20 protein-coding genes and 1 riboswitch are annotated in these 24,540 nt (G+C 71.4%); of the genes, 13 read left to right on the forward strand and 7 right to left on the reverse strand.

The features are described from left to right. Window positions 1-279 precede the first annotated feature (279 nt). On the forward strand, window positions 280-1,347 hold the full coding sequence (locus tag QF027_RS35495; protein WP_307079218.1) for a CobW family GTP-binding protein: 1,068 nt from the start codon (window positions 280-282) through the stop codon (window positions 1,345-1,347). Here QF027_RS35495 and QF027_RS35500 read toward each other — a convergent pair. Then, on the reverse strand, window positions 1,344-3,803 hold the full coding sequence (locus tag QF027_RS35500) for a DNA gyrase/topoisomerase IV subunit A (RefSeq protein ID WP_280862167.1): 2,460 nt from the start codon (window positions 3,801-3,803) through the stop codon (window positions 1,344-1,346). The genes QF027_RS35495 and QF027_RS35500 overlap by 4 nt on opposite strands. Window positions 3,804-4,127: 324 nt before the next feature. On the opposite strand from QF027_RS35500, the gene QF027_RS35505 reads away from it, so the two are divergent. The 4 genes from QF027_RS35505 to QF027_RS35520 all read left to right on the forward strand — a co-directional run bounded on the left by QF027_RS35505 (window position 4,128) and on the right by QF027_RS35520 (window position 8,922). Beyond that, on the forward strand, window positions 4,128-5,528 hold the full coding sequence (locus tag QF027_RS35505; protein ID WP_306975406.1) for a M16 family metallopeptidase: 1,401 nt from the start codon (window positions 4,128-4,130) through the stop codon (window positions 5,526-5,528). Next, window positions 5,525-6,913 (forward strand): M16 family metallopeptidase, encoded by a 1,389-nt coding sequence (locus tag QF027_RS35510; protein ID WP_306975404.1) that lies wholly within the window; start codon window positions 5,525-5,527, stop codon window positions 6,911-6,913. Before QF027_RS35505 ends, QF027_RS35510 begins: the two co-directional genes overlap by 4 nt. Window positions 6,914-7,104: 191 nt before the next feature. Then, a riboswitch (cyclic di-AMP (ydaO/yuaA leader) is annotated at window positions 7,105-7,271 on the forward strand. A gap of 13 nt (window positions 7,272-7,284) precedes the next feature. Continuing rightward, window positions 7,285-8,037, forward strand: coding sequence for a M23 family metallopeptidase (locus QF027_RS35515; RefSeq protein WP_306975402.1), 753 nt, complete (start codon window positions 7,285-7,287; stop codon window positions 8,035-8,037). A gap of 189 nt (window positions 8,038-8,226) precedes the next feature. Beyond that, the gene (locus QF027_RS35520; RefSeq protein WP_306975401.1) at window positions 8,227-8,922 is read left to right on the forward strand and encodes a GntR family transcriptional regulator; all 696 of its coding nucleotides are present in this window, start codon (window positions 8,227-8,229) and stop codon (window positions 8,920-8,922) included. Window positions 8,923-9,049: 127 nt separating this feature from the next. Here QF027_RS35520 and QF027_RS35525 read toward each other — a convergent pair whose 3' ends face one another. Continuing rightward, the gene (locus tag QF027_RS35525) at window positions 9,050-9,331 is read right to left on the reverse strand and encodes an HPr family phosphocarrier protein (protein ID WP_007385204.1); all 282 of its coding nucleotides are present in this window, start codon (window positions 9,329-9,331) and stop codon (window positions 9,050-9,052) included. A gap of 197 nt (window positions 9,332-9,528) precedes the next feature. Between QF027_RS35525 and QF027_RS35530 the strand changes: the two genes are divergently transcribed. The 4 genes from QF027_RS35530 to QF027_RS35545 are packed head-to-tail and all read left to right on the forward strand — an operon-like array spanning window position 9,529 to window position 14,971. After that, entirely contained in the window at window positions 9,529-12,372 is a 2,844-nt protein-coding gene (locus tag QF027_RS35530) for a bifunctional acetate--CoA ligase family protein/GNAT family N-acetyltransferase (RefSeq protein ID WP_307079220.1), read from the forward strand. A 42-nt stretch (window positions 12,373-12,414) separates the two neighbouring features. Then, the gene (locus QF027_RS35535; protein ID WP_266529629.1) at window positions 12,415-13,011 is read left to right on the forward strand and encodes a DUF5998 family protein; all 597 of its coding nucleotides are present in this window, start codon (window positions 12,415-12,417) and stop codon (window positions 13,009-13,011) included. Continuing rightward, a complete protein-coding gene (locus QF027_RS35540; RefSeq protein WP_306975394.1) occupies window positions 13,011-14,261 on the forward strand; it encodes an alkaline phosphatase family protein in 1,251 nt (416 codons plus the stop codon). Before QF027_RS35535 ends, QF027_RS35540 begins: the two co-directional genes overlap by 1 nt. Window positions 14,262-14,311: 50 nt before the next feature. Next, window positions 14,312-14,971: a thymidine kinase gene (locus QF027_RS35545; RefSeq protein WP_306975392.1), complete on the forward strand. Its 660-nt coding sequence runs from the start codon at window positions 14,312-14,314 to the stop codon at window positions 14,969-14,971. Window positions 14,972-15,079: 108 nt separating this feature from the next. Here the strand turns inward: QF027_RS35545 and QF027_RS35550 are convergent, their stop codons facing one another. Next, window positions 15,080-15,871: a VOC family protein gene (locus QF027_RS35550; RefSeq protein ID WP_307079222.1), complete on the reverse strand. Its 792-nt coding sequence runs from the start codon at window positions 15,869-15,871 to the stop codon at window positions 15,080-15,082. 294 nt (window positions 15,872-16,165) lie between these two features. On the opposite strand from QF027_RS35550, the gene QF027_RS35555 reads away from it, so the two are divergent. Beyond that, window positions 16,166-17,023: a sulfurtransferase gene (locus QF027_RS35555; protein ID WP_306975388.1), complete on the forward strand. Its 858-nt coding sequence runs from the start codon at window positions 16,166-16,168 to the stop codon at window positions 17,021-17,023. Window positions 17,024-17,090: 67 nt separating this feature from the next. Here the strand turns inward: QF027_RS35555 and sepH are convergent, their stop codons facing one another. From sepH to QF027_RS35570, 3 genes are all read right to left on the reverse strand, one after another. Beyond that, window positions 17,091-18,119 (reverse strand): septation protein SepH, encoded by a 1,029-nt coding sequence (gene sepH, locus QF027_RS35560; protein ID WP_306975386.1) that lies wholly within the window; start codon window positions 18,117-18,119, stop codon window positions 17,091-17,093. 431 nt (window positions 18,120-18,550) lie between these two features. Continuing rightward, complete coding sequence (locus QF027_RS35565) at window positions 18,551-19,870, reverse strand: D-arabinono-1,4-lactone oxidase (protein ID WP_307079223.1); 1,320 nt, start codon at window positions 19,868-19,870, stop codon at window positions 18,551-18,553. Then, the gene (locus QF027_RS35570; RefSeq protein ID WP_307079225.1) at window positions 19,830-21,068 is read right to left on the reverse strand and encodes an MFS transporter; all 1,239 of its coding nucleotides are present in this window, start codon (window positions 21,066-21,068) and stop codon (window positions 19,830-19,832) included. Before QF027_RS35570 ends, QF027_RS35565 begins: the two co-directional genes overlap by 41 nt. A 172-nt stretch (window positions 21,069-21,240) precedes the next feature. Between QF027_RS35570 and QF027_RS35575 the strand changes: the two genes are divergently transcribed. Both QF027_RS35575 and QF027_RS35580 read left to right on the forward strand, forming a co-directional pair. After that, on the forward strand, window positions 21,241-22,368 hold the full coding sequence (locus tag QF027_RS35575) for a ferrochelatase (RefSeq protein WP_307079228.1): 1,128 nt from the start codon (window positions 21,241-21,243) through the stop codon (window positions 22,366-22,368). Between the two features lie 8 nt (window positions 22,369-22,376). Then, the gene (locus QF027_RS35580; protein WP_307079230.1) at window positions 22,377-23,192 is read left to right on the forward strand and encodes an inositol monophosphatase family protein; all 816 of its coding nucleotides are present in this window, start codon (window positions 22,377-22,379) and stop codon (window positions 23,190-23,192) included. 111 nt (window positions 23,193-23,303) lie between these two features. Here QF027_RS35580 and QF027_RS35585 read toward each other — a convergent pair whose 3' ends face one another. Then, the gene (locus tag QF027_RS35585; protein WP_020121920.1) at window positions 23,304-23,468 is read right to left on the reverse strand and encodes a hypothetical protein; all 165 of its coding nucleotides are present in this window, start codon (window positions 23,466-23,468) and stop codon (window positions 23,304-23,306) included. A gap of 413 nt (window positions 23,469-23,881) precedes the next feature. Here QF027_RS35585 and QF027_RS35590 point away from each other — a divergent pair, with 413 nt between their 5' ends. After that, window positions 23,882-24,535 carry a response regulator transcription factor gene (locus QF027_RS35590; protein ID WP_030605557.1) on the forward strand — a complete coding sequence of 218 codons (654 nt, stop codon included), beginning with the start codon at window positions 23,882-23,884 and terminating at the stop codon, window positions 24,533-24,535. The last annotated feature ends 5 nt before the right edge of the window (window positions 24,536-24,540 follow it).

The raw sequence follows: 24,540 nt of genomic DNA on the forward strand, positions 1-24,540 counted from the left end.
CGGGTCGACTGATGGGGACCGGCGAGCGGTGGGCGGCGCTTGCCGTCTCCCAGGGTGCCGAGCGGCTCTGATCGGCGGGGGAGGCGGAGAGGAGGCGCACGGAGGGAAGTGAGGGTCGCACGAACCGGCGCCTTCCCCAACGTCTGCCCCGCAAGTGCTGCTAACAATCGTTCACTTCGCGGTGATTATTCCGGCTCGTATCCTGGTCCGGCATTCAAACCTCGTACGTGCGCCGGGTCCGCGGTCCGGTGCACGCGGCAGCGCGAAAGAGGTCGCACGTTGAGTCAGCCGAGCGGGAGCCACCGGCAGATCCCGGTCGTCGTCCTTGCCGGATTCCTGGGTTCCGGCAAGACCACCCTCCTCAATCATCTCCTCCACCGCAGCGGCGGCAGCCGTATCGGAGCCATCGTCAACGACTTCGGTGCCATCGAGATCGACGCCATGGCTGTGGCCGGCGCGCTCGGGGACTCCACCGTCTCCCTCGGGAACGGCTGCCTGTGCTGCGCCGTCGACGTCGGCGAACTCGACCAGTACCTGTCCCGGCTCGCCCATCCCGACACCGGCATCGATGTGATCGTCGTGGAGGCCAGCGGACTCGCCGAGCCGCAGGAACTCGTCCGCATGGTGCTCGCCAGCGAGCAACCCGGAATCGTCTACGGCGGCCTCGTCGAGGTCGTCGACGCCGCCGAGTTCGACGACACTCGCGCCCGGCATCCCGAGATCGACCGGCATCTCGCTCTCGCCGACCTCGTCGTCGTCAACAAGCTCGACCGGGCGGCCGACGCCGAACACGTCCTCGCTCTGGTGCGTCGACTTGTCGACCGTGCGGCTGTCGTTCCCGCCACCTACGGTCGCATCGACCCCGAGTTCCTCTTCGACTGCCGGCCCGCCGAGGAACGCATCGGACAGCTCTCCTTCGACGACCTGCATGACGACCACGACCACGTTGACGATCACGCCGGACATCTGCACTCCGGCTACGACAGCCTCTCCTTCGCCTCCGACGAACCCCTCGATCCCCGCCGACTGATGGCGTTCCTCGACAGCAGGCCCGAGGGCCTCTACCGGATCAAGGGCTACGTCGACTTCGGGCCGTACGACGTCCGCAACCGTTACGCCGTCCATGCCGTGGGGCGCTTCCTGCGCTTCTACCCGGAGGCCTGGGCGCCCGGTGACGCCCGCCTCACCCAGCTCGTCCTCATCGGCTCCGGCATCGACACTCCCGCCCTGCGCAAGGAGCTGGAGGCGTGCAGGGCAGACGCGGACGCCCCGCACGCCGACGAGGCCGGCATGTGGGGCGTCCTTCGCTACGTACAGGATCCCGACGGGCAGGACCCCGACTTCTAGACCGGTCCCGCCACCACCGACACCGTCTTCGCCAGCGACACGCCCGAGCCGTCGCGGCGCGGGTCGATCTCCGGGAGGTCGGCCGGTGTGCCGTTCTTCTGCGCGGCGCGGGCCGGGACGGCGCCCGCCCAGGCCAGGGACAGGCAGTCCTCACCCTTCAGGAACCGCTGGCAGCGCACACCGCCCGTGGCCCGGCCCTTGCGCGGGTACTGGTCGAACGGAGTCAGCTTGGCCGTCGTCTGGACCGAGTCGTCGAGCGTGCCGCGCGAGCCCGCGACCGTGAAGACGACCGCGTCCACCGCCGGATCCACCGCGGTGAAGGAGATGACCTTCGCGCCCTCGGTGAGCTTGATGCCCGTCATACCGCCCGCCGGACGGCCCTGCGGACGGACCTGTGAGGCCTGATAGCGGAGGAGCTGGGCGTCGTCGGTGATGAACACGAGGTCCTCCTCGCCGGTGCGCAGTTCGATCGCGCCGACGATCCGGTCGCCCTCCTTGAGGGTGATGACCTCCAACTCGCCCTTGTTGGACGGGTAGTCGGGGACCACGCGCTTGACGACGCCCTGTTCGGTGCCGAGCGCCAGACCGGGGGAGGACTCGTCGAGCGTGGTCAGGCAGACCAGCGTCTCGTCGTCCTCCAGCGAGAGGAACTCCGACAGCGGGGCCCCGCCCGCGAGGTTGGGGGCCGCCGCGGTGTCCGGGAGCTGCGGAAGGTCGATCACGTTCAGCCGCAGCAGGCGGCCGGACGACGTGACCGCGCCGATCTCGCCGCGCGCGGTGGCCGGTACCGCCGAGACGATCACGTCGTGCTTGCTGCGCCTGGCGTCGGCGTCCTGCGGGAACGGCTCGCCGTTCGACGTACGGGCCAGCAGGCCCGTCGAGGACAGCAGTACCCGGCACGGGTCGTCCGCCACCTGGAGCGGTACGGCGGTCACGGGGGCCGTCGCTCCGGCCTCCAGCAGGACCGTACGCCGCTCGGTGCCGTACTTCTTGGCGACCGCGGCCAGCTCGGCGGAGACCAGCTTGCGCAGCTCGGCGTCCGACTCCAGGATCCGGGTCAGCTCCGCGATCTCGGCGTTGAGCCGGTCCTTCTCCGACTCCAGCTCGATGCGGTCGAACCTCGTCAGGCGCCGCAGGGGCGTGTCCAGGATGTACTGCGTCTGGATCTCGCTCAGCGAGAAGCGCTCGATCAGGCGCTCCTTCGCCTGCGCGGAGTTGTCGCTGGAGCGGATGATGCGGATGACCTCGTCGATGTCGACCAGGGCGGTGAGCAGGCCCTCGACCAGGTGCAGCCGGTCGCGGCGCTTGGTGCGCCGGAACTCGCTGCGGCGGCGCACCACTTCGAAGCGGTGGTCGAGATAGACCTCAAGGAGCTCCTTGAGGCCGAGCGTGAGGGGCTGGCCGTCCACCAGCGCGACGTTGTTGACGCCGAAGGACTCCTCCATCGGCGTCAGCTTGTAGAGCTGCTCAAGGACCGCCTCCGGCACGAAGCCGTTCTTGATCTCGATGACCAGACGCAGGCCGTGCGCGCGGTCGGTGAGGTCCTTGACGTCGGCGATGCCCTGGAGCTTCTTCGAGCCGACCAGGTCCTTGATCTTGGCGATCACCTTCTCCGGGCCGACCGTGAAGGGCAGCTCGGTGACGACGAGGCCCTTGCGGCGGGCCGTGACCGTCTCCACCGACACCGTCGCGCGGATCTTGAAGGTGCCGCGGCCCGTCTCGTAGGCGTCCCGGATGCCGGAGAGCCCCACGATCCGGCCGCCGGTGGGCAGGTCGGGGCCCGGGACGTGTCGCATCAGGGCGTCCAGGTCCGCGTTGGGGTAGCGGATCAGGTGGCGGGCCGCCGCGATGACCTCGGCGAGGTTGTGCGGCGCCATGTTGGTGGCCATGCCGACCGCGATGCCCGAGGAGCCGTTCACCAGCAGGTTCGGGAAGGCGGCGGGCAGCGCGCCCGGCTCCTGCTCCTGGCCGTCGTAGTTGGGCGCGAAGTCGACCGTGTCCTCGTCGATGGACTCCGTCATCAGGCTCGCGGCCTCGGCGGCGCGGCACTCGGTGTACCGCATGGCGGCCGGCGGGTCGTCATTGCCCAGGGAACCGAAGTTGCCGTGGCCGTCGACCAGCGGGACGCTCATCGAGAAGGGCTGGGCCATGCGCACGAGGGCGTCGTAGATCGACGCGTCGCCGTGCGGGTGCAACTTACCCATGACCTCGCCGACCACGCGGGCACACTTCACATAGCCGCGGTCGGGGCGCAGGCCCATCTCGTTCATCTGGTAGACGATGCGCCGGTGCACCGGCTTGAGGCCGTCGCGGGCGTCGGGGAGCGCGCGGGAGTAGATGACCGAGTACGCGTACTCGAGGTACGAGCCCTTCATCTCGTCCACGACGTCGATGTCGAGGATCCGCTCCTCGTACGAGTCGTCGGGCGGCGGGGTCTTCGTGCTGCGGCGGGCCATCGCTGCCGGCTCCTCTTTTCTGGTCGCTCGCCTACGGGTCGCTCACGGCCCTTTGGCTCACTCTTGCTGAAGCGTGAACGGGATCTGACGCGGACCATTGTGGACCGCGGCACTGACAGTCCGGGCCAGGACCCGGCTCAGGCGCCCGGCCCGGCGCCGGCACAGCGCCTCCCTCACGATTGCCCGCAGGCTACGCGATCCGCTGTGGGCGTACGCGCCCCGGGAACTTCGCCGAGGGTCCGCACGCTTGCATACAGTGGCAGGACCGGCAGGACAACCGCGGTTTCCACGACCGCGACCGCGATCGAAGGGACGTACATGCCCATGGGTCACACGGCCACAGACCAGGCAGGCACCGGGGGCCTGACAGCGACCGAGCACCGCCTGGCCAACGGCCTGCGCGTGGTGCTCTCCGAGGACCACCTGACCCCGGTCGCGGCGGTCTGCCTCTGGTACGACGTCGGCTCACGCCATGAGGTCAAGGGACGTACCGGCCTGGCTCACCTCTTCGAGCACTTGATGTTCCAGGGCTCGAAGCAGGTGCAGGGCAACGGTCACTTCGAGCTCGTCCAGGGCGCCGGCGGCTCGCTCAACGGCACCACCAGCTTCGAGCGCACCAACTACTTCGAGACCATGCCCACCCACCAGCTGGAGCTCGCCCTCTGGCTGGAGGCCGACCGCATGGGCTCCCTGCTCGCCGCCCTCGACGACGAGTCCATGGAGAACCAGCGGGACGTCGTCAAGAACGAGCGACGACAGCGCTACGACAACGTCCCGTACGGCACGGCCTTCGAGAAGCTCACCGCCCTCGCCTACCCGGAGGGCCACCCCTACCACCACACCCCGATCGGCTCGATGGCCGACCTGGACGCGGCCACGCTGGAGGACGCGCGTGCGTTCTTCCGCACGTACTACGCGCCGGGCAACGCGGTTCTGTCGGTCGTCGGCGACATCGACCCGGAGCAGACGCTCGCCTGGATCGAGAAGTACTTCGGCTCCATCCCGTCGCACGACGGCAAGCCCGCGCCCCGCGACGGCTCCCTGCCCGAGACGATCGGCGAGCAGCTGCGCGAGGTCGTCGAGGAAGAGGTCCCGGCACGCGCGCTGATGGCGGCCTACCGGCTTCCGCACGACGGCACACGCGCGTGCGACGCGGCCGACCTCGCCCTCACCGTCCTGGGCGGCGGCGACTCCTCCCGCCTCTACAACCGGCTCGTACGGCGCGACCGTACGGCCGTCGCGGCCGGCTTCGGCCTGCTGCGCCTGGCCGGTGCTCCCTCCCTGGGCTGGCTCGATGTGAAGACCTCCGGTGACGTCGAGGTACCGGTCATCGAGGCCGCCATCGACGAGGAGCTCGCCCGGTTCGCCGAAGAGGGCCCCACGGCCGAGGAAATGGAGCGCGCCCAGGCCCAGTTGGAGCGCGAGTGGCTGGACCGGCTCGGCACCGTCGCGGGACGCGCCGACGAACTGTGCCGCTACGCCGTCCTGTTCGGCGACCCGCAGCTCGCCCTGACCGCCGTACAGCGCGTCCTGGAGGTGAGCGCCGAGGAGGTCCAGGCGGTCGCCAAGGCCAAGCTGCGCCCCGACAACCGCGCGGTGCTCGTCTACGAGCCCACCGCCCCGGCCGAGATCGCCCAGAGCGCCGAGGACGCCGAGGGCGCCGAAGACCCGGAGTCCGCGGCCACCGTGGAAGCCACCGACGAGAACGAGGAGGCGGCCAAGTGACCGAGCTCGCCGCGATGGAATTCCACCCGCAGCCGCAGGCGGGCGAGCCCAAGGTCTGGGCCTTCCCCGCCCCCGAGCGCGGGACGCTCGACAACGGCCTCACCCTTCTGCGCTGCCACCGCCCCGGCCAGCAGGTCGTCGCCGTCGAGGTGCTCCTGGACGCACCCCTGGACGCCGAGCCTGCCGGCCTGGACGGCGTCGCCACGATCATGGCGCGCGCCTTCTCCGAGGGCACGGACAAGCATTCCGCCGAGGAGTTCGCCGCCGAGCTGGAGCGCTGCGGCGCCACCCTCGACGCGCACGCCGACCACCCGGGCGTCCGCCTCAGCCTCGAAGTGCCTGCCTCACGCCTCGCCAAGGCGCTCGGTCTGCTGGCCGACGCCCTCAGGGCGCCCGCGTTCGCGGACAGCGAGGTCGAGCGGCTCGTCCGCAACCGCCTGGACGAGATCCCGCACGAGCTGGCCAACCCGTCCCGCCGCGCCGCCAAGGAGCTCTCCAGGGAGCTGTTCCCGGCCGACTCGCGCATGTCGCGCCCGCGCCAGGGCACCGAGGAGACGGTCGAGAACATCGACTCCGCGGCCGTGCGCGGCTTCTACGAGAAGCACGTGCGCCCCGCCACCGCGACCGCAGTGGTGGTCGGCGACCTCACCGGCATCGACCTGGACGCCCTGCTCGGCGACACCCTCGGTTCCTGGACCGGCTCCACGGGCCGGCCGCGGCCGGTGCCGCCGGTGACCGCCGACGACACCGGCCGGGTCGTCATCGTGGACCGCCCCGGCGCCGTCCAGACGCAGCTGCTGATCGGCCGCATCGGTGCCGACCGCCACGCACGCGTGTGGCCCGCGCAGGTGCTCGGCACGTACTGCCTCGGCGGCACCCTCACCTCCCGCCTGGACCGCGTCCTGCGCGAGGAGAAGGGCTACACCTACGGTGTGCGCTCGTTCGGTCAGGTCCTCAGGTCCGCTCCGGACGGTTCGGGCGCCGCGATGCTCGCCATCAGCGGTTCCGTCGACACCCCGAACACCGGTCCCGCTCTGGACGACCTGTGGAAGGTGCTGCGCACGCTTGCCGAAGGCGGCCTCACCGACGCCGAGCGCGATGTCGCCGTACAGAACCTCGTCGGTGTGGCGCCGCTCAAGTACGAGACCGCGGCGGCCGTGGCGAGCACGCTGGCCGACCAGGTCGAGCAACACCTGCCGGACGACTACCAGGCGACCCTGTACCGGCAGCTCGCCGCGACCGGCACCGTCGAGGCCACCGCCGCCGTCGTGAACGCCTTCCCGGTGGACCGGCTGGTGACGGTCCTGGTCGGCGACGCGGCCGCCATCAAGGAGCCCGTCGAGGCCCTCGGTATCGGCGAAGTCAAGGTCGTGACGGCCGAGTAGAGGAACCCGACCTCGGGGGCCCTGGTGACGCAAGCGCCACCAGGGCCCTCAGATGTCCGAATTGGGCAGGAGGTTGCCTGTCTGCCCTGTGGGATGCGCTACAAAAGCCGTGATCCGTTTGGGGATTGAAAGTGCCCCCGCTTAGCGTCCTCTGGGCTGTCCGTCAGGCACTGCGCCGCGCCCGCGGCACCGGACAGTCATCGCCGAGTCCCCGCATGGCGCGAGCCAGGGGAGCCGGGGACCCACACCACACGTCCCTGGGGTGAATCGGACGCCCGCGCGAGCCGCGAGGGAGTCCGTAGGAGACCTTCCTGCTCCGAACCCGTCAGCTAACCCGGTAGGCGAGAAGGAAGGAAAGGACCAGCCACCACATGGCGTTCACCTGCGCCACCGGGAAGCACCGTCGTCCCAGCCGCATGAAGCGCACCACCGCCCGCGCGGCGGGCGTCGCGGCCCTCGCCACCACCGGCGTCATCGGCACCATCGCCGCCCCCGCACTCGCCGCCGACAACTCCGTCGAGCAGAGCGGCCTCATGCCCGTCGTCAGCGCCGGTGACTCCCTCGCCGACCAACTCGACGCCCAGGCCGCCGCCCAGGCGCAGGCCGCCGCGCAGAAGAAGGCGGCGGCGGAGGCCAAGAGGAAGGCCGAGGCCCGGGCCAAGGAGGAGCGCGAGGCCAAGGAGCGCGCCGCCCGTGCGGCCGAGCGCAAGCGCCTCAACAGCTTCGTCGTCCCGATCTCCGGCTCCTACATCTCGACCGGCTACAAGACCGGCGGCTCCCTGTGGTCGTCCGGCAGCCACACCGGTGTCGACTTCCACGCCGCTAGCGGCACCTCCGTGCACGCGGTCGGCCGCGGCACCGTCGTGGAGGCCGGCTGGGGCGGGTCGTACGGCAACGAGATCGTGATCAGGATGGCTGACGGCACGTACACCCAGTACGGCCACCTGTCGTCCATCGGCGTCTCGGTCGGCCAGTCGGTCACCCCGGGCCAGCAGATCGGACTGTCCGGCGCGACCGGCAACGTCACCGGCCCGCACCTGCACTTCGAGGCGCGCACCAGCGCCGAGTACGGCTCGGACATCGACCCCGTCGCGTACCTGCGCTCGCACGGCGTGAACGTCTGACGAACCACCGCGCGATCTCCGCGAGGCCCCGGCTCCCCCGAGCCGGGGTTTCGTCGTTTCCGCGGCCCCGCTGTCCAAAAAATATCCCCGGATTCCGGTCCGCCGTCGGAAATTCCCGCTCATTGCAATAGAGTCACTGAACACACGTCAATCGGCGACGTTTCACGGGGATTAAGACGGAGGTCGGACATGCGTATTCCGGCGCACTCGGTATGCACGGCGATCCGGGACGACATCGTCGCCGGTGTCTACGAGCGCGGCAGCCGGCTCACCGAGGAACTGCTCGCCCGCCGCTACGGCGTCTCCCGTGTCCCGGTCCGGGAGGCCCTGCGCACGCTGGAGGCCGAGGGCTTCGTCGTGACGCGGCGGCACGCGGGCGCGTGCGTGGCCGAACCGACCGAGCAGGAGGGCGCCGACCTGCTGGAGATGCGGATGCTCCTCGAGCCGCTCGGCGCCTCCCGGGCCGCCCAGCGCCGCACCGAGGCCCATCTGAAGGTGCTGCGCGGCCTGGTCAGGCTGGGCCAGGAGCGGGCCAGGCGGGGCAACAGCGAGGATCTGCGCTCTCTGGGCGGCTGGTTCCACGAGACGCTCGCCCAGGCCTCTGGCAGTCCCGCGCTGACCTCGATGCTGACCCAGCTGCGACACAAGATCGCCTGGATGTACGTCGTGGACGCGCCGGCCAACCCCGCGGAGTCCTGGGCCGAGCACGGCGCGATCGTGGACGCGGTGGCGCGCGGGGACGGTGAGCGCGCGCGGGCGATCACGGCGCTGCACACCGAGCGCTCCGGCGCGGTGCACCGGCTGCGGTTCACCTCCGGGCAGGATCGCGCGGACCGTGTGAGGACCTCGCAACATCCTGTAAACGTGACAGGTCTGCGGCATTAACACGGGCGCCGTATACAAAGAGAGGGTAATTCGAGGGGGAGTATTTCTGCTGCCCGCGAAAGGGAAATGCGAAGGGCCCGCCCGGTAATTCGGACGAGCCCCTCGATGCTTTTTAAGGCACCTTCCCTCAGACGGTCTCGGGAAGCTCCTCGAGCCCCTCGGCGACCAGCTTCGCGAGGCGGTCGAGGGCCGCGTCCGCGCCCTCGGCGTCGGAGGCGAGGACGATCTCCTCGCCGCCCTGCGCACCCAGGCCGAGGACGGCCAGCATGGAGGCCGCGTTGACGGGGTTGCCGTCGGCCTTGGCGATCGTCACCGGGATACCTGCGGCCGTGGCGGCCCGGACGAAGATGGAAGCGGGGCGGGCGTGAAGGCCCTCGGCCCAGCCGACGTTGACGCGGCGCTCAGCCATGTGATGCTGCCCTTCGGTGTTCAGGGTTGTCTAGACCAGTTTCCCACACGTGAAGCGCCCCCGGACAGGACCTGATGTCCCTCCGGGGGGAGCGGTCGGACCGCGGCCTCGGCCCGACGTGCATCCTTGTGCGTTCTCGCGCGTTCTCCACAGACTGCCTCGCGCCGTTGTCGTACGCGAGCCGTACTCTGGGGCCCATGCAGAGCGCGTCGGACCGGCACGAGTACCCCGCCCACTGGGAGGCCGACGTGGTGCTGCGCGACGGCGGCACCGCGCGCATCAGGCCCATCACCGTCGACGACGCCGATCGCCTGGTCAGCTTCTACGAGCAGGTCTCGGACGAGTCGAAGTACTACCGCTTCTTCGCGCCCTACCCTCGCCTGTCCGCCAAGGACGTCCACCGCTTCACTCACCACGACTTTGTGGACCGGGTGGGGCTCGCCGCCACGGTCGGCGGCGAGTTCATCGCCACCGTACGCTACGACCGCATCGGTGCCGACGGCATGCCCGCCTCCGCCCCCGCGGACGAGGCCGAGGTCGCCTTCCTGGTCCAGGACGCCCACCAGGGGCGCGGCGTGGCCTCCGCCCTCCTCGAACACATCGGGGCCGTCGCGCGCGAGCGCGGCATCCGGCGCTTCGCCGCCGAGGTGCTGCCCGCCAACGTCAAGATGATCAAGGTGTTCACCGACGCCGGGTACACCCAGAAGCGCAGCTTCGAGGACGGCGTCGTACGCCTGGAGTTCGACCTGGAGCCCACCGACCGCTCGCTCGCCGTGCAGTACGCGCGCGAGCAGCGCGCGGAGTCGCGGTCCGTGCAGCGGCTGCTCACCCCCGGCTCGGTCGCCGTCGTCGGTGTCGGCCGCACCCCCGGCGGGGTGGGCCGCAGCGTGCTCGGCAACATCCGGGACTACGGGTTCAACGGCCGCCTGTACGCCGTGAACAAGGCGTTCCCCGACGAGCAGAAGGAGCTCGACGGCATCCCCGCGCACCGCTCGGTGCGCGACATCGACGGCCCCGTCGACCTCGCCGTCGTCGCGGTGCCGGCCGAGCATGTCCCCGAGGTCGTCGCCGAGTGCGGGGCACACGGCGTGCAGGGTCTCGTGGTGCTCTCCGCCGGGTACGCCGAAAGCGGCCCCGACGGGCGCGAGCGCCAGCGTGAACTCGTGCGGCACGCGCGCGCGTACGGCATGCGGATCATCGGCCCGAACGCGTTCGGGATCATCAACACCTCTCCGGAGGTCCGGCTGAACGCCTCGCTGGCCCCCGAGGCGCCCCGCCCCGGCCGGATCGGCCTGTTCGCCCAGTCCGGCGCCATCGGCATCGCCCTGCTCTCCCGGCTGCACCGGCGCGGCGCCGGGGTCACCGGCGTGACCGGCGTCTCCACGTTCGTCTCCTCCGGCAACCGCGCGGACGTGTCCGGCAACGACGTCCTGCAGTACTGGTACGACGACCCGCACACCGACGTCGTCCTCATGTACCTGGAGTCCATCGGCAACCCTCGCAAGTTCACCCGCCTCGCCAGGCGTACGGCGGCCGCGAAGCCCCTGGTCGTGGTGCAGGGCGCGGGCACCGCCCCGCAGGGCCACGCCGTCCGCGCGACGCGCCTGCCGCACGCCACGGTCTCCGCGCTGCTGAGGCAGGCCGGCGTGATCCGGGTCGACACCATCACCGAACTGGTGGACACCGGCCTGCTGCTCGCCCGCCAGCCGCTGCCCACCGGCCCCAAGGTCGCGATCCTCGGCAACTCCGAGTCGCTCGGCCTGCTCACCTACGACGCGTGCGTGGCCGAAGGGCTCCAGCCGTCGACCCCGCTGGACCTCACCACGGCGGCCGCGCCGGAGGACTTCCACGCGGCTCTCGCGCGCGCGTTGGCGGACGACGCGTACGACGCGGTGATCGTGACGGCCATCCCGGCGGTCGGCGAGGGATCCGCCGGCGACGCCGCGCTCGCCGAGGCGCTCAGGTCCGCGGCGGAGCAGGTCCCCGGCAAGCCGGTTCTCGTGGTCCATGTCGAGCTCGGCGGCCTCGCGGAGGCCCTGTCCGCGGCGGCCAGCACCGCGCCCCAGGCTGCCTCGGGCCCGCCGACGATCCGCGCCGACCACCCTTTCCGCGCCCTGGACCGGCTGCGCGCCACGCCGGCTCCCGTGCAGCCGCCCGCCGCCGAGACCCGCGAGCGCCTCATCCCCGCCTACCCCGCCGCCGAGCGCGCGGTGCGGGCCCTCGCCGACGCCGTGCAGTACGCCCAGTGGCGCCGGGAGGCCGCCGAACCCGGCAAGGTGCCCGAGTCCATCGACGCGGCCATCGACGAGAAGGGCGCCGCCGCCCTGATCGACGGACTGCTCACCCGCGGGCAGGGCCTCACCCTCGGCAGCGAGGAGACCTGCGAGCTGCTCGGCATGTACGGCATCCAGGTCCACCGCGCCCTGCCCGCCGGCACCGCCGACGCGGCCGTCCAGGCCGCTGTCACCCTCGGATACCCGGTCGCCCTCAAGGCCACCGCCCCGCACCTGCGCCACCGCGCCGACCTCGGCGGCGTACGCCTCGATCTCGCGGACGAGGAGCAGCTGCGGCGGGCGTACGCCGAGCTGACCGAGATGTTCGGCACCCCTGACGAACTGCGGCCCGTGGTGCAGGGGATGGCCCCGCGCGGGGTGGACACGGTGATCCGGGCCGTCATCGACCCCGCCGCCGGCGCCGTGCTGTCCTTCGGACTCGCAGGGGCCGCCTCGCAGCTGCTCGGCGACACCGCGCACCGGCTGATTCCGGTCACCGACCGGGAGGCGGCGACCCTCGTCCGCGCGATCCGGACCGCACCGCTCCTCTTCGGCTGGCGGGGTTCCACCCCCGTCGACACACCGGCACTGGAGGAACTCCTGCTGCGGGTGTCCCGGCTGGTCGACGACCATCCCGAGGTCGTCGCGGTCACCCTGGAGCCGGTCGTCGTCGCCCCGCGCGGCCTGAGCGTTCTCGGCGCCTCCGTGCGGCTCGCGCCGCCGCCCGCCCGCGACGACCTCGGCCCGCGGACACTTCCCGCGTACTGAGCAGCGGCGAGCGGTGCCTCGCAGTCAGTGCGCCCCCGTAGGATGGACGTCATGGCCAAGACCAGTACGACGACCCAGGGGCTGCGAGCGGCGATCGAGCGCAGCGGCTACTACCCGGCCCTCGTGGCCGAGGCGGTGGAGTCCGCGCTGGGCGGCGAGCCCATCCGGTCGTACCTGGTCCACCAGGAGACGACGTTCGACCAGAACGAGGTGCGTCGGCACGTGACCGTGCTCGTCCTCACCGGCAACCGCTTCATCGTCAGCCACACCGACGAGCAGGCCGCGGACAGCACGTCCCCGACGCCGTACGCCACCACCTCCACGGAGTCCGTGAAGCTCGGCCGGATCTCGTCGGTCGTGGTCAGCCGGGTCGTCGCCAACCCGGAGCAGTACCAGCCGGGCACCCTGCCCCGCGAGGTCGTGCTGACCATCGGCTGGGGCGCCGTCTCCCGCATCGACCTGGAGCCCGCCGCCTGCGGCGACCCCAACTGCGAGGCGGACCACGGCTACACCGGCAGTTCCACGGCGGACGACCTCAGCCTGCGCGTCAGCGAGGCGGGGGACGGCCCGGACACCGTGCGTCAGGCGCTCGCCTTCGCCCAGGCCATCTCCGAGGCGACCGCGGACGTCACCCGCTGATGGCCCACCCGTCTCCCCCCGCCGCCCATGATCGAGGGCGCTCCGCGCCGGCACCCCCTGACTCCGCCGCCTGGGACCACCCGGAACCCCTCGCCCTCGACACCGCGCCCGTCCCCGAGTACGGCACCGGCTCCCTAGCCGACCTGCTGCCCACCCTCGCCGCCGGCATGGACGTACCGGGCACGACCGCCGCTATTTCCGAGCTCACCCCCGCCGACCGGAACTGCGTGTTCCTGATCGACGGCCTCGGCTGGGAGCAGCTGAAGGCGCACCCGGACGAGGCGCCCTTCATGACCTCCCTGCTGGCCAGCTCGCGCGGCGGCACCGGCCGCCCCCTGACCGCCGGCTACCCGGCGACCACCGCGACCTCCCTCGCCTCCGTCGGCACCGGCCGCCCGCCGGGGGCCCACGGCCTGCCCGGCTACACCGTGCGCAACCCGGCCACCGGCGAGCTGATGAACCAGCTGCGCTGGCAGCCGTGGACCAAGCCGCAGGTCTGGCAGCCGTACCCCACCGTCTTCCAACTCGCCGAGCAGGCCGGGGTGCACGCGGCCCAGGTCACCTCGCCCACCTTCCAGAACACTCCGCTGACCAAGGTCGCGCTCAGCGGCGGCACGTTCCACGGGCGGCTGTCCGGCGAGGACCGCATGGACCTCGCGGCCGAGCAACTCGCCGTCGGCGACCGCTCGTTGATCTATACGTACTACTCCGAGGTCGACGGCGCGGGCCACCGCTTCGGCGTCGACTCCGACACCTGGCGCGGCCAGTTGATGTACGTCGACCGTCTGGTCCAGCGTCTCGCGGAGCAACTGCCCCCGAACAGCGCGCTGTACGTCACCGCCGACCACGGCATGATCGACATCCCCTTCGACGAGCAGCACCGCATCGACTTCGACGAGGACTGGGAACTGCGCGCGGGGGTCGCCCTGTTGGGCGGCGAGGGCCGCGCCCGCCATGTCTACGCGGTGCCGGGCGCCGCGGGTGACGTCCTGACCTGCTGGCGTGAGGTCCTCGGCGAGCAGTTCTGGGTCGCCTCCCGCGACGAGGCGATCGCCGCGGGCTGGTTCGGGCCGCCGGACCACTGCGACGAGCGGGTGTACGACCGGATCGGCGACGTGGTCGCCGCCGCCCGCGACGACGTGCTCCTCATCGCCTCCGAGCGGGAGCCGAAGGAGTCGTCGATGGTCGGGAACCACGGTTCGATGACCCCCGCCGAGCAGCTCGTCCCGCTGCTCGAAGTACGCTCCTGAAACCGACCCGGCCGTATCCACCGCAGAAACCGAAAGGTGCTCGACCTCCCATGCCCGAGCTGGTGTTCTTCTCCGGAACCATGGACTGCGGGAAGTCCACACTGGCTCTCCAGATCGAGCACAACCGTTCGGCGCGTGGCCTGACGGGCATCATCTTCACCCGGGACGACCGGGCCGGCGAGGGCAAGCTGTCCTCGCGGCTCGGGCTGGTCACGGACGCGGTCGAGGTCGAGGACGGCCAGGACCTCTACGCCTACCTCGTCGGCCACCTCTCCCAGGGCGGCCGGGCGGACTACGTGATCGCGGACGAGGCGCAGTTCCTCACGCCGGAGCAGATCGACCAACTGGCCCGCGTGGTCGACGACCTGGACCTCGACGTCTACGCCTTCGGCATCACGACCGACTTCCGCTCCAAGCTGTTCCCGGGCTCCCAGCGCCTGGTGGAGCTGGCCGACCGGGTCGAGGTCCTCCAGGTGGAGGCCCTGTGCTGGTGCGGCGCCCGGGCCACGCACAACGCCCGTACGGTCAATGGCGAGATGGTCGTCGAGGGTGCCCAGGTCGTCGTCGGGGACGTCAACCAGGCCGACGACATCGGTTACGAGGTCCTGTGCCGCCGGCACCACAGCCGCCGTATGACCGCGGGGACGGCGCGTGCGGCCGCGCTGTCCCCGGACGTGCTGCCGGTCCCGTCGACCGGCGCGCGCTTCTGACCTGACGTCCTCGGGGCGGGTCTGCGCAACCCCTCACAGCACAGGGGCCTCGGCGCCGTGCTTCCACGACCGCGCGTACGCCCCGCCCCGCCGTCGGCAACTCCTGTCTCAGCGCGGGTTCTCGATCAGCGCGAACCGCGCGCCCTCCGGATCCGCCACTGAGGCCACGCGGCCGTGCGGGCTGTCGTGCGGTGGGCGCAGGACGTGGCCGCCCAGGTCGGTGAGGAGGCGGGTGGCAGCGGTCGCGTCGGCCACCTCGAAGTAGGTCATCCAGTGCGGCCCACGGTCGCGGGGAAGGGTGTGGCCGACGCCGTGGAGGCCGGCGACCGGGCGGCCGCCGGCGTGGAGGGTGACGTAGTCGAAGTCGGCGGAGACCACCGGCTCCTCCTCGTAGCCGAAGACCGTCTCGTAGAACTTGGCGACGCTCACCGTCTCGAAGGTGAGCAGCTCGTGCCAGGCGGGAGTGCCCGGTACGCCCGCGACGGACGTGCCGAGGTGCGCCGCCGCCTGCCACACCCCGAAGACGGCGCCGGCGGGGTCGGAGCCGATCACCAGCCGCCCGGCGTCCCCGGCGTCCAGCGGTCCCACTCCCACCGTGCCGCCGCACAGCCGTACCGTTTCGGCCGTCAGATCGATGTCGTCCGAGGAGAGGTAGGGCGTCCAGGCCACCGGAAGATGGCGGTCGGGCGGCAGCTGGCCGATCCCGGCGACCTCCTGGCCATCCAGGAGGGCCCGGACATAGGGCCCGAGGTGCTGCGGGCCCGGCACGAACTCCCAGCCGAACAGCGATCCGTAGAACTCCCGCGTCGCGGCCATCCCGTGCACCATCAGACTCACCCAGCAGGGCGTACCGGGCGTGTGCCGAGCGGGCGGGGCGGCCGACCCCCTTACCTCGGTCATCGTCACTCTCTCCTCGGCCCCTCGCGGTGGCCGTGTCGTGTCCGCGGTCCGGACCTCCGTGCCGATGCTCGCACCACCCGCGGTGCCGCGCGCTCCGGGCACGCCGCCGCGAGGCCTCCAGTGCCAGGAGGGTGCCTGCCGCGGCGCCTGACCGTTGCCACGCGGTGGCCGACGCGTGTCGATCGGCTGTACAGCATGTGCCCGGTCCCGTACGCCTCGTGACCGGGCCTGTCCGGCGGAGCACAGTAGCCGGACCTGGGCGACGCGGCCACCCCGTGCGCAAGGATGGTGGCCATGAACGCCATCATCTCCGCATCCGAACTCGCGAGCGACCTGGCGGGCCCGAACCCGCCCGTCCTGCTCGACGTCCGCTGGCAGCTGAGCGTGGCCAAGGCGGCCGGTGAGCCGCCCTTCGACGGCCGGGCCGAGTACGCGGCCGGGCACATCCCGGGCGCGGTCTACGTTGACCTGGACCGGGAGTTGGCCGGCCCGGCCGGCACCGGCGGGCGGCACCCGCTGCCCGACCTCGCCGAGTTCGGCGCCGCGATGCGCCGGGCGGGTGTCTCCGCGGGCACGCCGGTGGTCGTGTACGACGGCGGACAGGGCTGGGCGGCCGCCCGCGCGTGGTGGCTGCTGCGCTGGACGGGTCACCCGGACGTGCGAGTCCTCGACGGCGGGTTGCCGTCCTGGCAGGGGCCGCTGCAGTCCTCCGTGCCGGGTCCGGCTCGTGCCGAGGGCGACTTCGAGCCGGTGCCCGCGGCGGCCGGTCTCCTCGATGCCGACGCGGCCGCGGCGCTGGCCCGCGCGGGGGTGCTGCTGGACGCGCGCGCGGGGGAGCGGTACCGCGGTGAGGTGGAGCCGATCGACCGCGTCGGCGGCCACATCCCCGGCGCCCTGTCCGCGCCCACCACGGACAACGTCGGCCCGGACGGCCGCTTCCTGCCCGCGGAGGAGCTGAACGCCCGCTTCAAGGCCCTCGGTGCCGACGACGACACCGAGGTCGGTGTCTACTGCGGCTCGGGCGTCTCCGGTGCCCACGAGGTCCTGGCCCTGGCGGTCGCGGGCATCCCGGCGGCGCTGTACGTCGGTTCCTGGTCGGAGTGGTCCTCGGACCCGGAGCGCCCGGTCGCCGTGGGACCGGATCCCCAGTAACCCGACCCTGTCCGGACCGAGAGAGGGCCGCACTCCGTGAGCGCGGCCCTCTTCCTCGTACGACCGACTACTCCTGCTTCTTCCTCCGCGTCCCGAACACGATCTCGTCCCAGCTCGGGACGGCCGCTCTGCGCCCCGGACGGACGCCGTCCGCCTCGGCCTGGCGGTCGGTCGCGCCGATGAGGCGGTCGCGGTGGCTGGCCACCGAACGCGGCATGAGGACGTCCGCGTAGGCGGAACCGGCCGAGGCAGCGGGAGCGGGCGGCTCCTCCACCTCGGGCTCCGGATCGGGCGTTTCCTCGGCGGTCGCCGGCTCGGACGGCCGCTCCGGTACGACCATGTCGCCCCGGAAACTCGGTACGGCCTCCAACAGGCTGGTCAGCGAGTCCCGTTCAGCGACGGTCTCCTCGACGGGTTCGGCCGGGGGGAGACTCGGCCGGTCGAGGGCGCGGTCCAGCGGCCGGTCGCGCGGCAGCCGTGCGATACGCGGCACGAACGGAAAGCTGGGCTCCGGCGCGCCGAGGTCCTCGGACTCGCCGATCAGCGAGCGTGCCTCCTCGTCCACGGCCTGGACGAGCCGCCGGGGCGGGTCGTAGGTCCAGCTCGCCGAGTGGGGTTCGCCCGCGACGCAGTAGACCAGCAGAACCTCCCAGGTGCCGTCGTCACGGCGCCACGAGTCCCACTGGACGGTGTCCTTCTCGGCGCCGCGCAGCAACAGCCGCTCCTGGACGGCCTCGCCGAGCTGCGGTCCGGCGTTCTCGCCGGGCCTGCGGACCGGAGTCTTGCGGGCTCGTTCGGCCATGAAGGCGCGCTCGGCGAGCACAGGGCCCTCGAAGCGCCGTACACGGTCTACGGGGATACCTGCGAGCTGGGCTACCTCTTCCGCGGTGGCACCCGCGCGTATACGCGCCTGGATGTCGCGGGGACGGAGATGGCTTTCGACCTCGATCTCGATCTGGCCGAGGCGCGGACGGTCGCCGCGCACCGCTGCGCGCAGCCGCTCGTCGATCGGAAGCGTGTACTCCGTTGAGTCGGCAGCCTTCAGCACCAGCCGTGTGCCGTCATTGGAGACGGCCACGACACGCAGTTCGGGCATGGGGACCTCCCGGGTGGTGCCTGCCGACGTCACGTGCGTCGCTGCTTCCGCTAGTCGAGTGTGACCTGCCCGGGTGCAGCCTGCCACAACCTTGCCGAGTTGCCCGGCGTGTCGGGCACAGGCCCTGGATCGCCGTTATGGCACGGTTACTTATTCGCAACGCTGAGTGACCAACTCCGTCACCCTGTGCAACTAGCCCCCTCCCGGCGCCCCTTGAAGACCACGGACGCCCTGGCGGGAGACCGTACCCAGGGCTCGCAACAGTACTCCATTTGGGCCACCTGCGTGGATTGGCGCGCCACTCAACTTCGTTCAAGAAACGGCGCCCGGCCGTCCGTTGGGCGGTTGTCGGGATCTTGGACGTGGCGTACTTCACGGAATCACCCGAAACGGAACTATTGGCTTCCCATGTACGTCCCCCGACCGTCCCGCTACGCCCCCAACACCCGCCGCAAGTAGTCGTTCTGGAAGCGACGGTCGGGGTCGAGCCGGTCCCGGAGCGCGGTGAACTCGCCGAAGCGCGGGTAGATCCCGGCGAAGTACTCCGCGTCGCGCGTGTGCACCTTGCCCCAGTGCGGACGCCCCTCGTGCGCCGTGAAGATCCGCTCGGCGGCCGTGAAGTACGCCTGGTACGGCGTCCCCTTGACCATGTGGACCGCGATGTACGCGCTGTCGCGTCCCGAGGCGGTGGACAGCGTGATGTCGTCGGCGGGCGCGGTGCGCACCTCCACGGGGAAGCTGACCTTCAGCCCGGAGCGCTCGATCATCGTCCTCAGTTCGCGCAGTGTCCCGACGACGGCCTCGCGCGGGACGGCGTACTCCATCTCCACGAACCGCACCCGGCGGGGCGATGTGAAGACCTTGTACGGGATGTCGGTGTAGGTCCGCGCGGACAACGCCTTGCTGGAGATCCGTGCGATCGAGGGGATCGTGCCCGGCACCGCGCGGCCGACCCACTGGGCCACCTGGAACACGCCGTTGGAGAGGAACTCGTCCTCGATCCAGCCCTGGAGCTGCGGCACCGGCTTCTCGGGGCCCGCGCTGCGGTTGTTGCGCTTGGTGTTGGTGTTGCCGGTGTGCGGGAACCAGTAGAACTCGAAGTGTTCGTTCTCGGCCCAGAGTTCGTCGAAGGCGCTGGTGACCTTGTCGAAGCTCATGGGCTCCTCGCGTGCCGTGAGCAGGAAGACCGGTTCGACGGCGAACGTGATCGCGGTGACGACGCCGAGCGCGCCCAGGCCGATCCGGGCGGCCGCGAAGACCTCGGGATTCTCCTTCTCGGAGCAGCTGAGGACCGAGCCGTCGGCCGTGACCAGCTCAAGTCCCCTGATCTGGGCGGCGATCGAGCCCGACTCGCGGCCCGTGCCGTGGGTGCCGGTACTGGTGGCCCCGGAGACCGTCTGTTCCATGATGTCGCCCATGTTGGTGAGGGACAGGCCCTCGCGCGCGAGAGCCATGTTGAGCCTCTTGAGCGGCGTACCGGCCTCCACCGTGACGGTCATGGCGTCCCGGTCAATGTTGCGGATGCCGGTCAACAGTTGAGGGCGGATCAACACACCGTCTGTCGCGGCGATCGACGTGAAGGAGTGGCCGGTGCCGACGGCCTTCACCTTGAGACCGTCCTCGGCGGCCTTCCGCACGGCAGCCGCCAGCTCGTCGACCGAGGCGGGCGTGACCTCCCGGGTGGGACGCGCGGCCACGTTGCCGCCCCAGTTACGCCACGTGCCGTTCTTCGCGCTCGCTGCCGTGCTCAACGCTGCCTCCCCGACGTGGAGCCGGCCTGCTGAGCCGGCGGTACCCCAGGAAACCGACCGCGACCGCGACGGCCCCGGACACCGCCGGAACCCCGTACCCGGCGCGCGCACCGGCCGCGTCGATCACCCAGCCGGCTACGGAGGAGCCGAGCGCGACCCCGACCGCGAGCCCGGTACTGATCCAGGTCATCCCCTCGGTCAGTTGCGCGCGTGGTACGTGCTGCTCGATCAGGGACATCGTCGTGATCATCGTGGGAGCGATGGACAGGCCCGAAACGAACAACGCCACGGCCAGAAACGGCAAGTTTCCGACCAGTAGGAGGGGGATCATACTCACGGCCATGGCGCATATGCCCAGCAGCCAGCGAGGTTCGGGCCGTCCCCCGAAGTGCAGCAGCCCGAACACGAGCCCCGCGACGCAGGACCCCGCCGCGTAGAGGGCGAGCACGAGGCTCGCGGCGCCCTTGTGGCCCTGCTCGTCGGCGAAGGCCACGGTGACCACGTCCACCGCCCCGAAGATCGCCCCGGTCGCCACGAAGGTGGCCACCAGGACCTGCAGGCCCGGCGCGCGCAGTGCCGTACGGCCACCGTCGTGCTCGCGTGGGTGCGGGGCCGGTTCGGTGGCCCGCTGCGCGGTCAGCCAGAAGACGCCGACCGCCAGGAAGCAGGCGGCGAGCAGCGGGCCCGCCTCCGGGAACCAGGCCGTGGACAGCCCGATGGAGATGATCGGCCCGAAGATGAAGCAGACCTCGTCGACGACGGACTCGAAGGAGTACGCGGTGTGCAGCTGCGGGGTGCCGCGGTACAGGGCCGCCCACCGTGCGCGGATCATCGCGCCGAGACTCGGCACCGAGCCGATGCCGACGGCGCACATGAACAGCACCCAGTCCGGCCAGCGGAAGTGCGCGGCGAGCAGCATCCCGGCGGACGCCACCAGCGCGACGAGCGTCGCCGGGCGCAGCACCCGTCGCTGGCCGTGCAGATCCACCAGCCGGGAGACCTGCGGGCCGATCGCCGCGGCGGCCAGCGCGATGGTGGCCGACAGCGTGCCCGCGAGGCCGTACCTGCCGGTGAGCTGGGAGATCATCGTGACCACGCCGATGCCCATCATCGACAGCGGCATCCGGCCGACGAAGCCCGCGGCGGCGAAACCCTTGGAGCCGGGGGCGGCGAACAGGGCGCGGTAGGGGCTGGACACAGGGGTTCTCCGGTCGGCCGGTGAGCAGCGGCTCGGGCAGCGGTAAGGCGCGAATATGCCTGATACAGCTTACGAGTGAGGTGACCCTAACGCACCCCGTCGGACGGTCCGGGAACCCGGGTGCTCACCCCGCCGTTTCCCGGCTGTCAGCACCGGATGACAGGATCGACCCATGCGAGACGCGCTCGATGCCACCCCCTACGACGCCCTGCTCCTGCTCTCGTTCGGAGGCCCCGAGGGCCCCGACGACGTGGTCCCGTTCCTGGAGAACGTGACACGCGGGCGTGGCATCCCCAAGGAACGCCTGAAGGAAGTCGGCCGGCACTACTTCCTGTTCGGCGGGGTCAGCCCCATCAATGACCAGAACCGTGCCCTGCTGGACGCCCTGCGCAAGGACTTCGCGGACCACGGCCTGGACCTGCCGATCTACTGGGGCAACCGCAACTGGGCGCCCTACCTCACCGACACCCTGCGCGAGATGATCGCCGACGGCCACCGCCGCATCCTGGTCCTCGCCACCAGTGCCTACGCCTCCTACTCGGGCTGCCGCCAGTACCGCGAGAACGTCGCCGAGTCGCTGGCGGCTCTTCAGGCCGAGGGCCTGGAGCTGCCGAAGATCGACAAGCTGCGGCACTACTTCAACCACCCGGGTTTCCTGGAGCCCATGGTCGACGGGGTGATCGAGTCCCTCGCCGAGCTCCCCGAGGACGTCCGCGACGGTGCCCACATCGCCTTCTCGACCCACTCGATCCCGAACGCGTCCGCGGACACCTCCGGCCCGGTCGAGGGCCATGGCGAGGGCGGCGCGTACGTCGCGCAGCACCTCGAGGTCGCCCGGCTGATCGCGGACGCCGTCCGTGAGCGCACCGGCGTCGACCACCCCTGGCAGCTCGTCTACCAGTCGCGCTCCGGCGCCCCGCACATCCCGTGGCTGGAGCCAGACATCTGCGACCACCTTGAGGAGCGCCACGGATCCGGCGTCCCGGCCATGGTGATAGCCCCCATCGGCTTCGTCTCCGACCACATGGAGGTCCTCTACGACCTCGACACGGAGGCGAAGGCCAAGGCCGAGGAGCTGGGCCTGCCGATGCGCCGCTCGGCGACCGTCGGCGACGACCCGCGGTTCGCCGCCGCGATCCGTGACCTGGTCCTGGAGCGGGCCAAGGTGGAGCGCGGGCAGGAGGTCGCGCCCTGCGCCGTCGGTGCGCTCGGGCCCGATCACAACGTCTGTCCGGTCGGCTGCTGCCCGGCCCGTGCCGCCAAGCCCGCAGCCGCGGGCGTCGACAGCCCGTACGCGTGAGGAGCCCCGTGACCGACCCCCTGCACGCGGAACTGCTTCGGCTGGCCCAGGAGGCGGCCCGTCGGGCCGGCGCCCTGCTGCGGGACGGCCGCCCGGCCGACCTCGCCGTCGCCAGGACCAAGTCCAGCCCCATCGACGTGGTGACCGAGATGGACATCGCGGCGGAGAAGCTGATCACGGACCTGATCTCCGAACACCGCCCGGACGACGGCTTCCTCGGTGAGGAGGGCGCCGCCACCGAGGGCACGAGCGGGATCCGCTGGGTGATCGACCCCCTCGACGGTACGGTCAACTACCTTTACGGGCTGCCGACCTGGTCCGTCTCCATCGCGGCCGAGCAGGACGGCGAGACCGTCGTGGGAGTCGTCGCGGCGCCGATGCGCGGCGAGACGTACCACGCGGTCCGAGGCGAGGGCGCCTGGGCCACGGGAGCGTGGGCGGGTGAGCGCAGGCTGACGTGCCGCCCGGCGCCGCCCCTGGACCAGGCCCTGGTGTCGACGGGCTTCAACTACGTCACCGAGGTCCGCACCCACCAGGCCGAGGTGGCCCGGAAGCTGATCCCCCTGCTCCGCGACATCCGCCGCGGCGGCTCGGCGGCGGTCGACCTGTGCGACCTCGCCGCAGGCCGCCTGGACGGCTACTACGAGCGAGGCCTGAACGCCTGGGACTACGGGGCGGGCGACCTCGTCGCCCGGGAAGCGGGCGCACTGACCGGCGGCCGCCCCGGAGAACGCCCGAACCCCGGCCTCACCGTCGCCGGCACCCCGGGGGTCTTCGAGCCCCTCCAGGAGCTCCTGGAGGACTTCGGCGCCTGGCACGACTGACGGACCGACTCCGGACGAACACGAGGTGAACGCGTCCGGGCCCCGACGCAGCGGACCCCCGGCGCTGGATTCGCCGGGGGTCCGCTGTCGTGCCGCGAAGCCGATCAGACGCTAGGCGCTGACCTCCACACCGTGTTCGGCGGCGAGGCGGCGCAGGTCGTCGAGCTCGCCCTGCTCCACCTCGACGAGGAAGTCGTCGCCCTCGTTGCGAGCCCGTGTCAGATCGGTCTCGGTCGCCCTTATGCGCTGCAGAAGTCCTGCGGTGAATGCGTCCATGCTGCGCCCCCTCGTCCTGGGTCGTGGGTCGGTGGCACGGGGGTGTGCCGTTCGGAAGGGGCGATCACGTCTCCTGTAGGTGCCCAGCGCTGCCGTGCCGGGCGGCGACGGTGCCGGACACCCACGCCCGCTCTGCGGAAGCGGATCGCGGCGTGCCGCATGGTGGTACGGCACATGCAGAGCGTGATCGCGGGGTGTAAAGCCGTCCTCCCCCCGCTCCTTCCGACGGAAACCTCAACCGCGCGAGAAAATCCCGCATTCCCGCTCTCACACCCGTCTTTCAGTTGCCGCTCACCCGTCTTACAGCCGACTTATGGCCGAAAAGGGCAGGATGGAGGCCAACACTCACCCGGCACCCTGCCCGCGCGTGCCCGAAGCGCGCTACGCGGGTGGACACAGGAAGGACAAGCGACGTGCGCGTACTCGTCGTCGAGGACGAGCAGCTGCTCGCCGATGCGGTGGCCACCGGACTGCGCCGGGAGGCCATGGCCGTCGACGTCGTGTACGACGGTGCGGCCGCCCTGGAACGCATCGGAGTCAACGACTACGACGTGGTGGTCCTCGACCGCGACCTCCCCCTCGTCCACGGCGACGACGTCTGCCGCAAGATCGTCGAACTCGGCATGCCCACGCGCGTGCTGATGCTCACGGCGTCCGGCGACGTCAGCGACCGTGTCGAGGGCCTGGAGATCGGCGCCGACGACTATCTGCCCAAGCCGTTCGCGTTCAGCGAGCTGACGGCACGCGTGCGTGCCCTCGGCCGGCGCACCAGCGTGCCGCTGCCGCCGGTCCTGGAGCGCGCCGGGATCAAGCTCGACCCCAACCGCCGCGAGGTCTTCCGCGACGGCAAGGAGGTCCAGCTCGCCCCCAAGGAGTTCGCCGTCCTGGAGGTGCTGATGCGCTCCGAGGGTGCCGTCGTCTCCGCGGAGCAGCTCCTGGAGAAGGCGTGGGACGAGAACACCGACCCCTTCACCAATGTGGTGCGGGTGACCGTCATGACCCTGCGCCGCAAGCTGGGTGAACCCGCAGTGATCGTCACCGTGCCCGGCTCCGGCTACCGGATCTGATAACC

This window comes from Streptomyces canus (assembly GCF_030816965.1).
Classification (GTDB): domain Bacteria; phylum Actinomycetota; class Actinomycetes; order Streptomycetales; family Streptomycetaceae; genus Streptomyces; species Streptomyces canus_E.

Coding starts and splice junctions, on each gene's coding strand:
- QF027_RS35555 (WP_306975388.1), top strand. CDS start 16,166: ATGAACGCCATCATCTCCGCATCCGAACTCGCGAGCGACCTGGCGGGC.
- QF027_RS35520 (WP_306975401.1), top strand. CDS start 8,227: ATGCGTATTCCGGCGCACTCGGTATGCACGGCGATCCGGGACGACATC.
- QF027_RS35575 (WP_307079228.1), top strand. CDS start 21,241: ATGCGAGACGCGCTCGATGCCACCCCCTACGACGCCCTGCTCCTGCTC.
- QF027_RS35515 (WP_306975402.1), top strand. CDS start 7,285: ATGGCGTTCACCTGCGCCACCGGGAAGCACCGTCGTCCCAGCCGCATG.
- QF027_RS35540 (WP_306975394.1), top strand. CDS start 13,011: ATGGCCCACCCGTCTCCCCCCGCCGCCCATGATCGAGGGCGCTCCGCG.
- QF027_RS35545 (WP_306975392.1), top strand. CDS start 14,312: ATGCCCGAGCTGGTGTTCTTCTCCGGAACCATGGACTGCGGGAAGTCC.
- QF027_RS35525 (WP_007385204.1), bottom strand. CDS start 9,331: ATGGCTGAGCGCCGCGTCAACGTCGGCTGGGCCGAGGGCCTTCACGCC.
- QF027_RS35505 (WP_306975406.1), top strand. CDS start 4,128: ATGGGTCACACGGCCACAGACCAGGCAGGCACCGGGGGCCTGACAGCG.
- QF027_RS35535 (WP_266529629.1), top strand. CDS start 12,415: ATGGACGTCATGGCCAAGACCAGTACGACGACCCAGGGGCTGCGAGCG.
- QF027_RS35585 (WP_020121920.1), bottom strand. CDS start 23,468: ATGGACGCATTCACCGCAGGACTTCTGCAGCGCATAAGGGCGACCGAG.
- QF027_RS35530 (WP_307079220.1), top strand. CDS start 9,529: ATGCAGAGCGCGTCGGACCGGCACGAGTACCCCGCCCACTGGGAGGCC.
- QF027_RS35500 (WP_280862167.1), bottom strand. CDS start 3,803: ATGGCCCGCCGCAGCACGAAGACCCCGCCGCCCGACGACTCGTACGAG.
- QF027_RS35550 (WP_307079222.1), bottom strand. CDS start 15,871: ATGACCGAGGTAAGGGGGTCGGCCGCCCCGCCCGCTCGGCACACGCCC.
- sepH (WP_306975386.1), bottom strand. CDS start 18,119: ATGCCCGAACTGCGTGTCGTGGCCGTCTCCAATGACGGCACACGGCTG.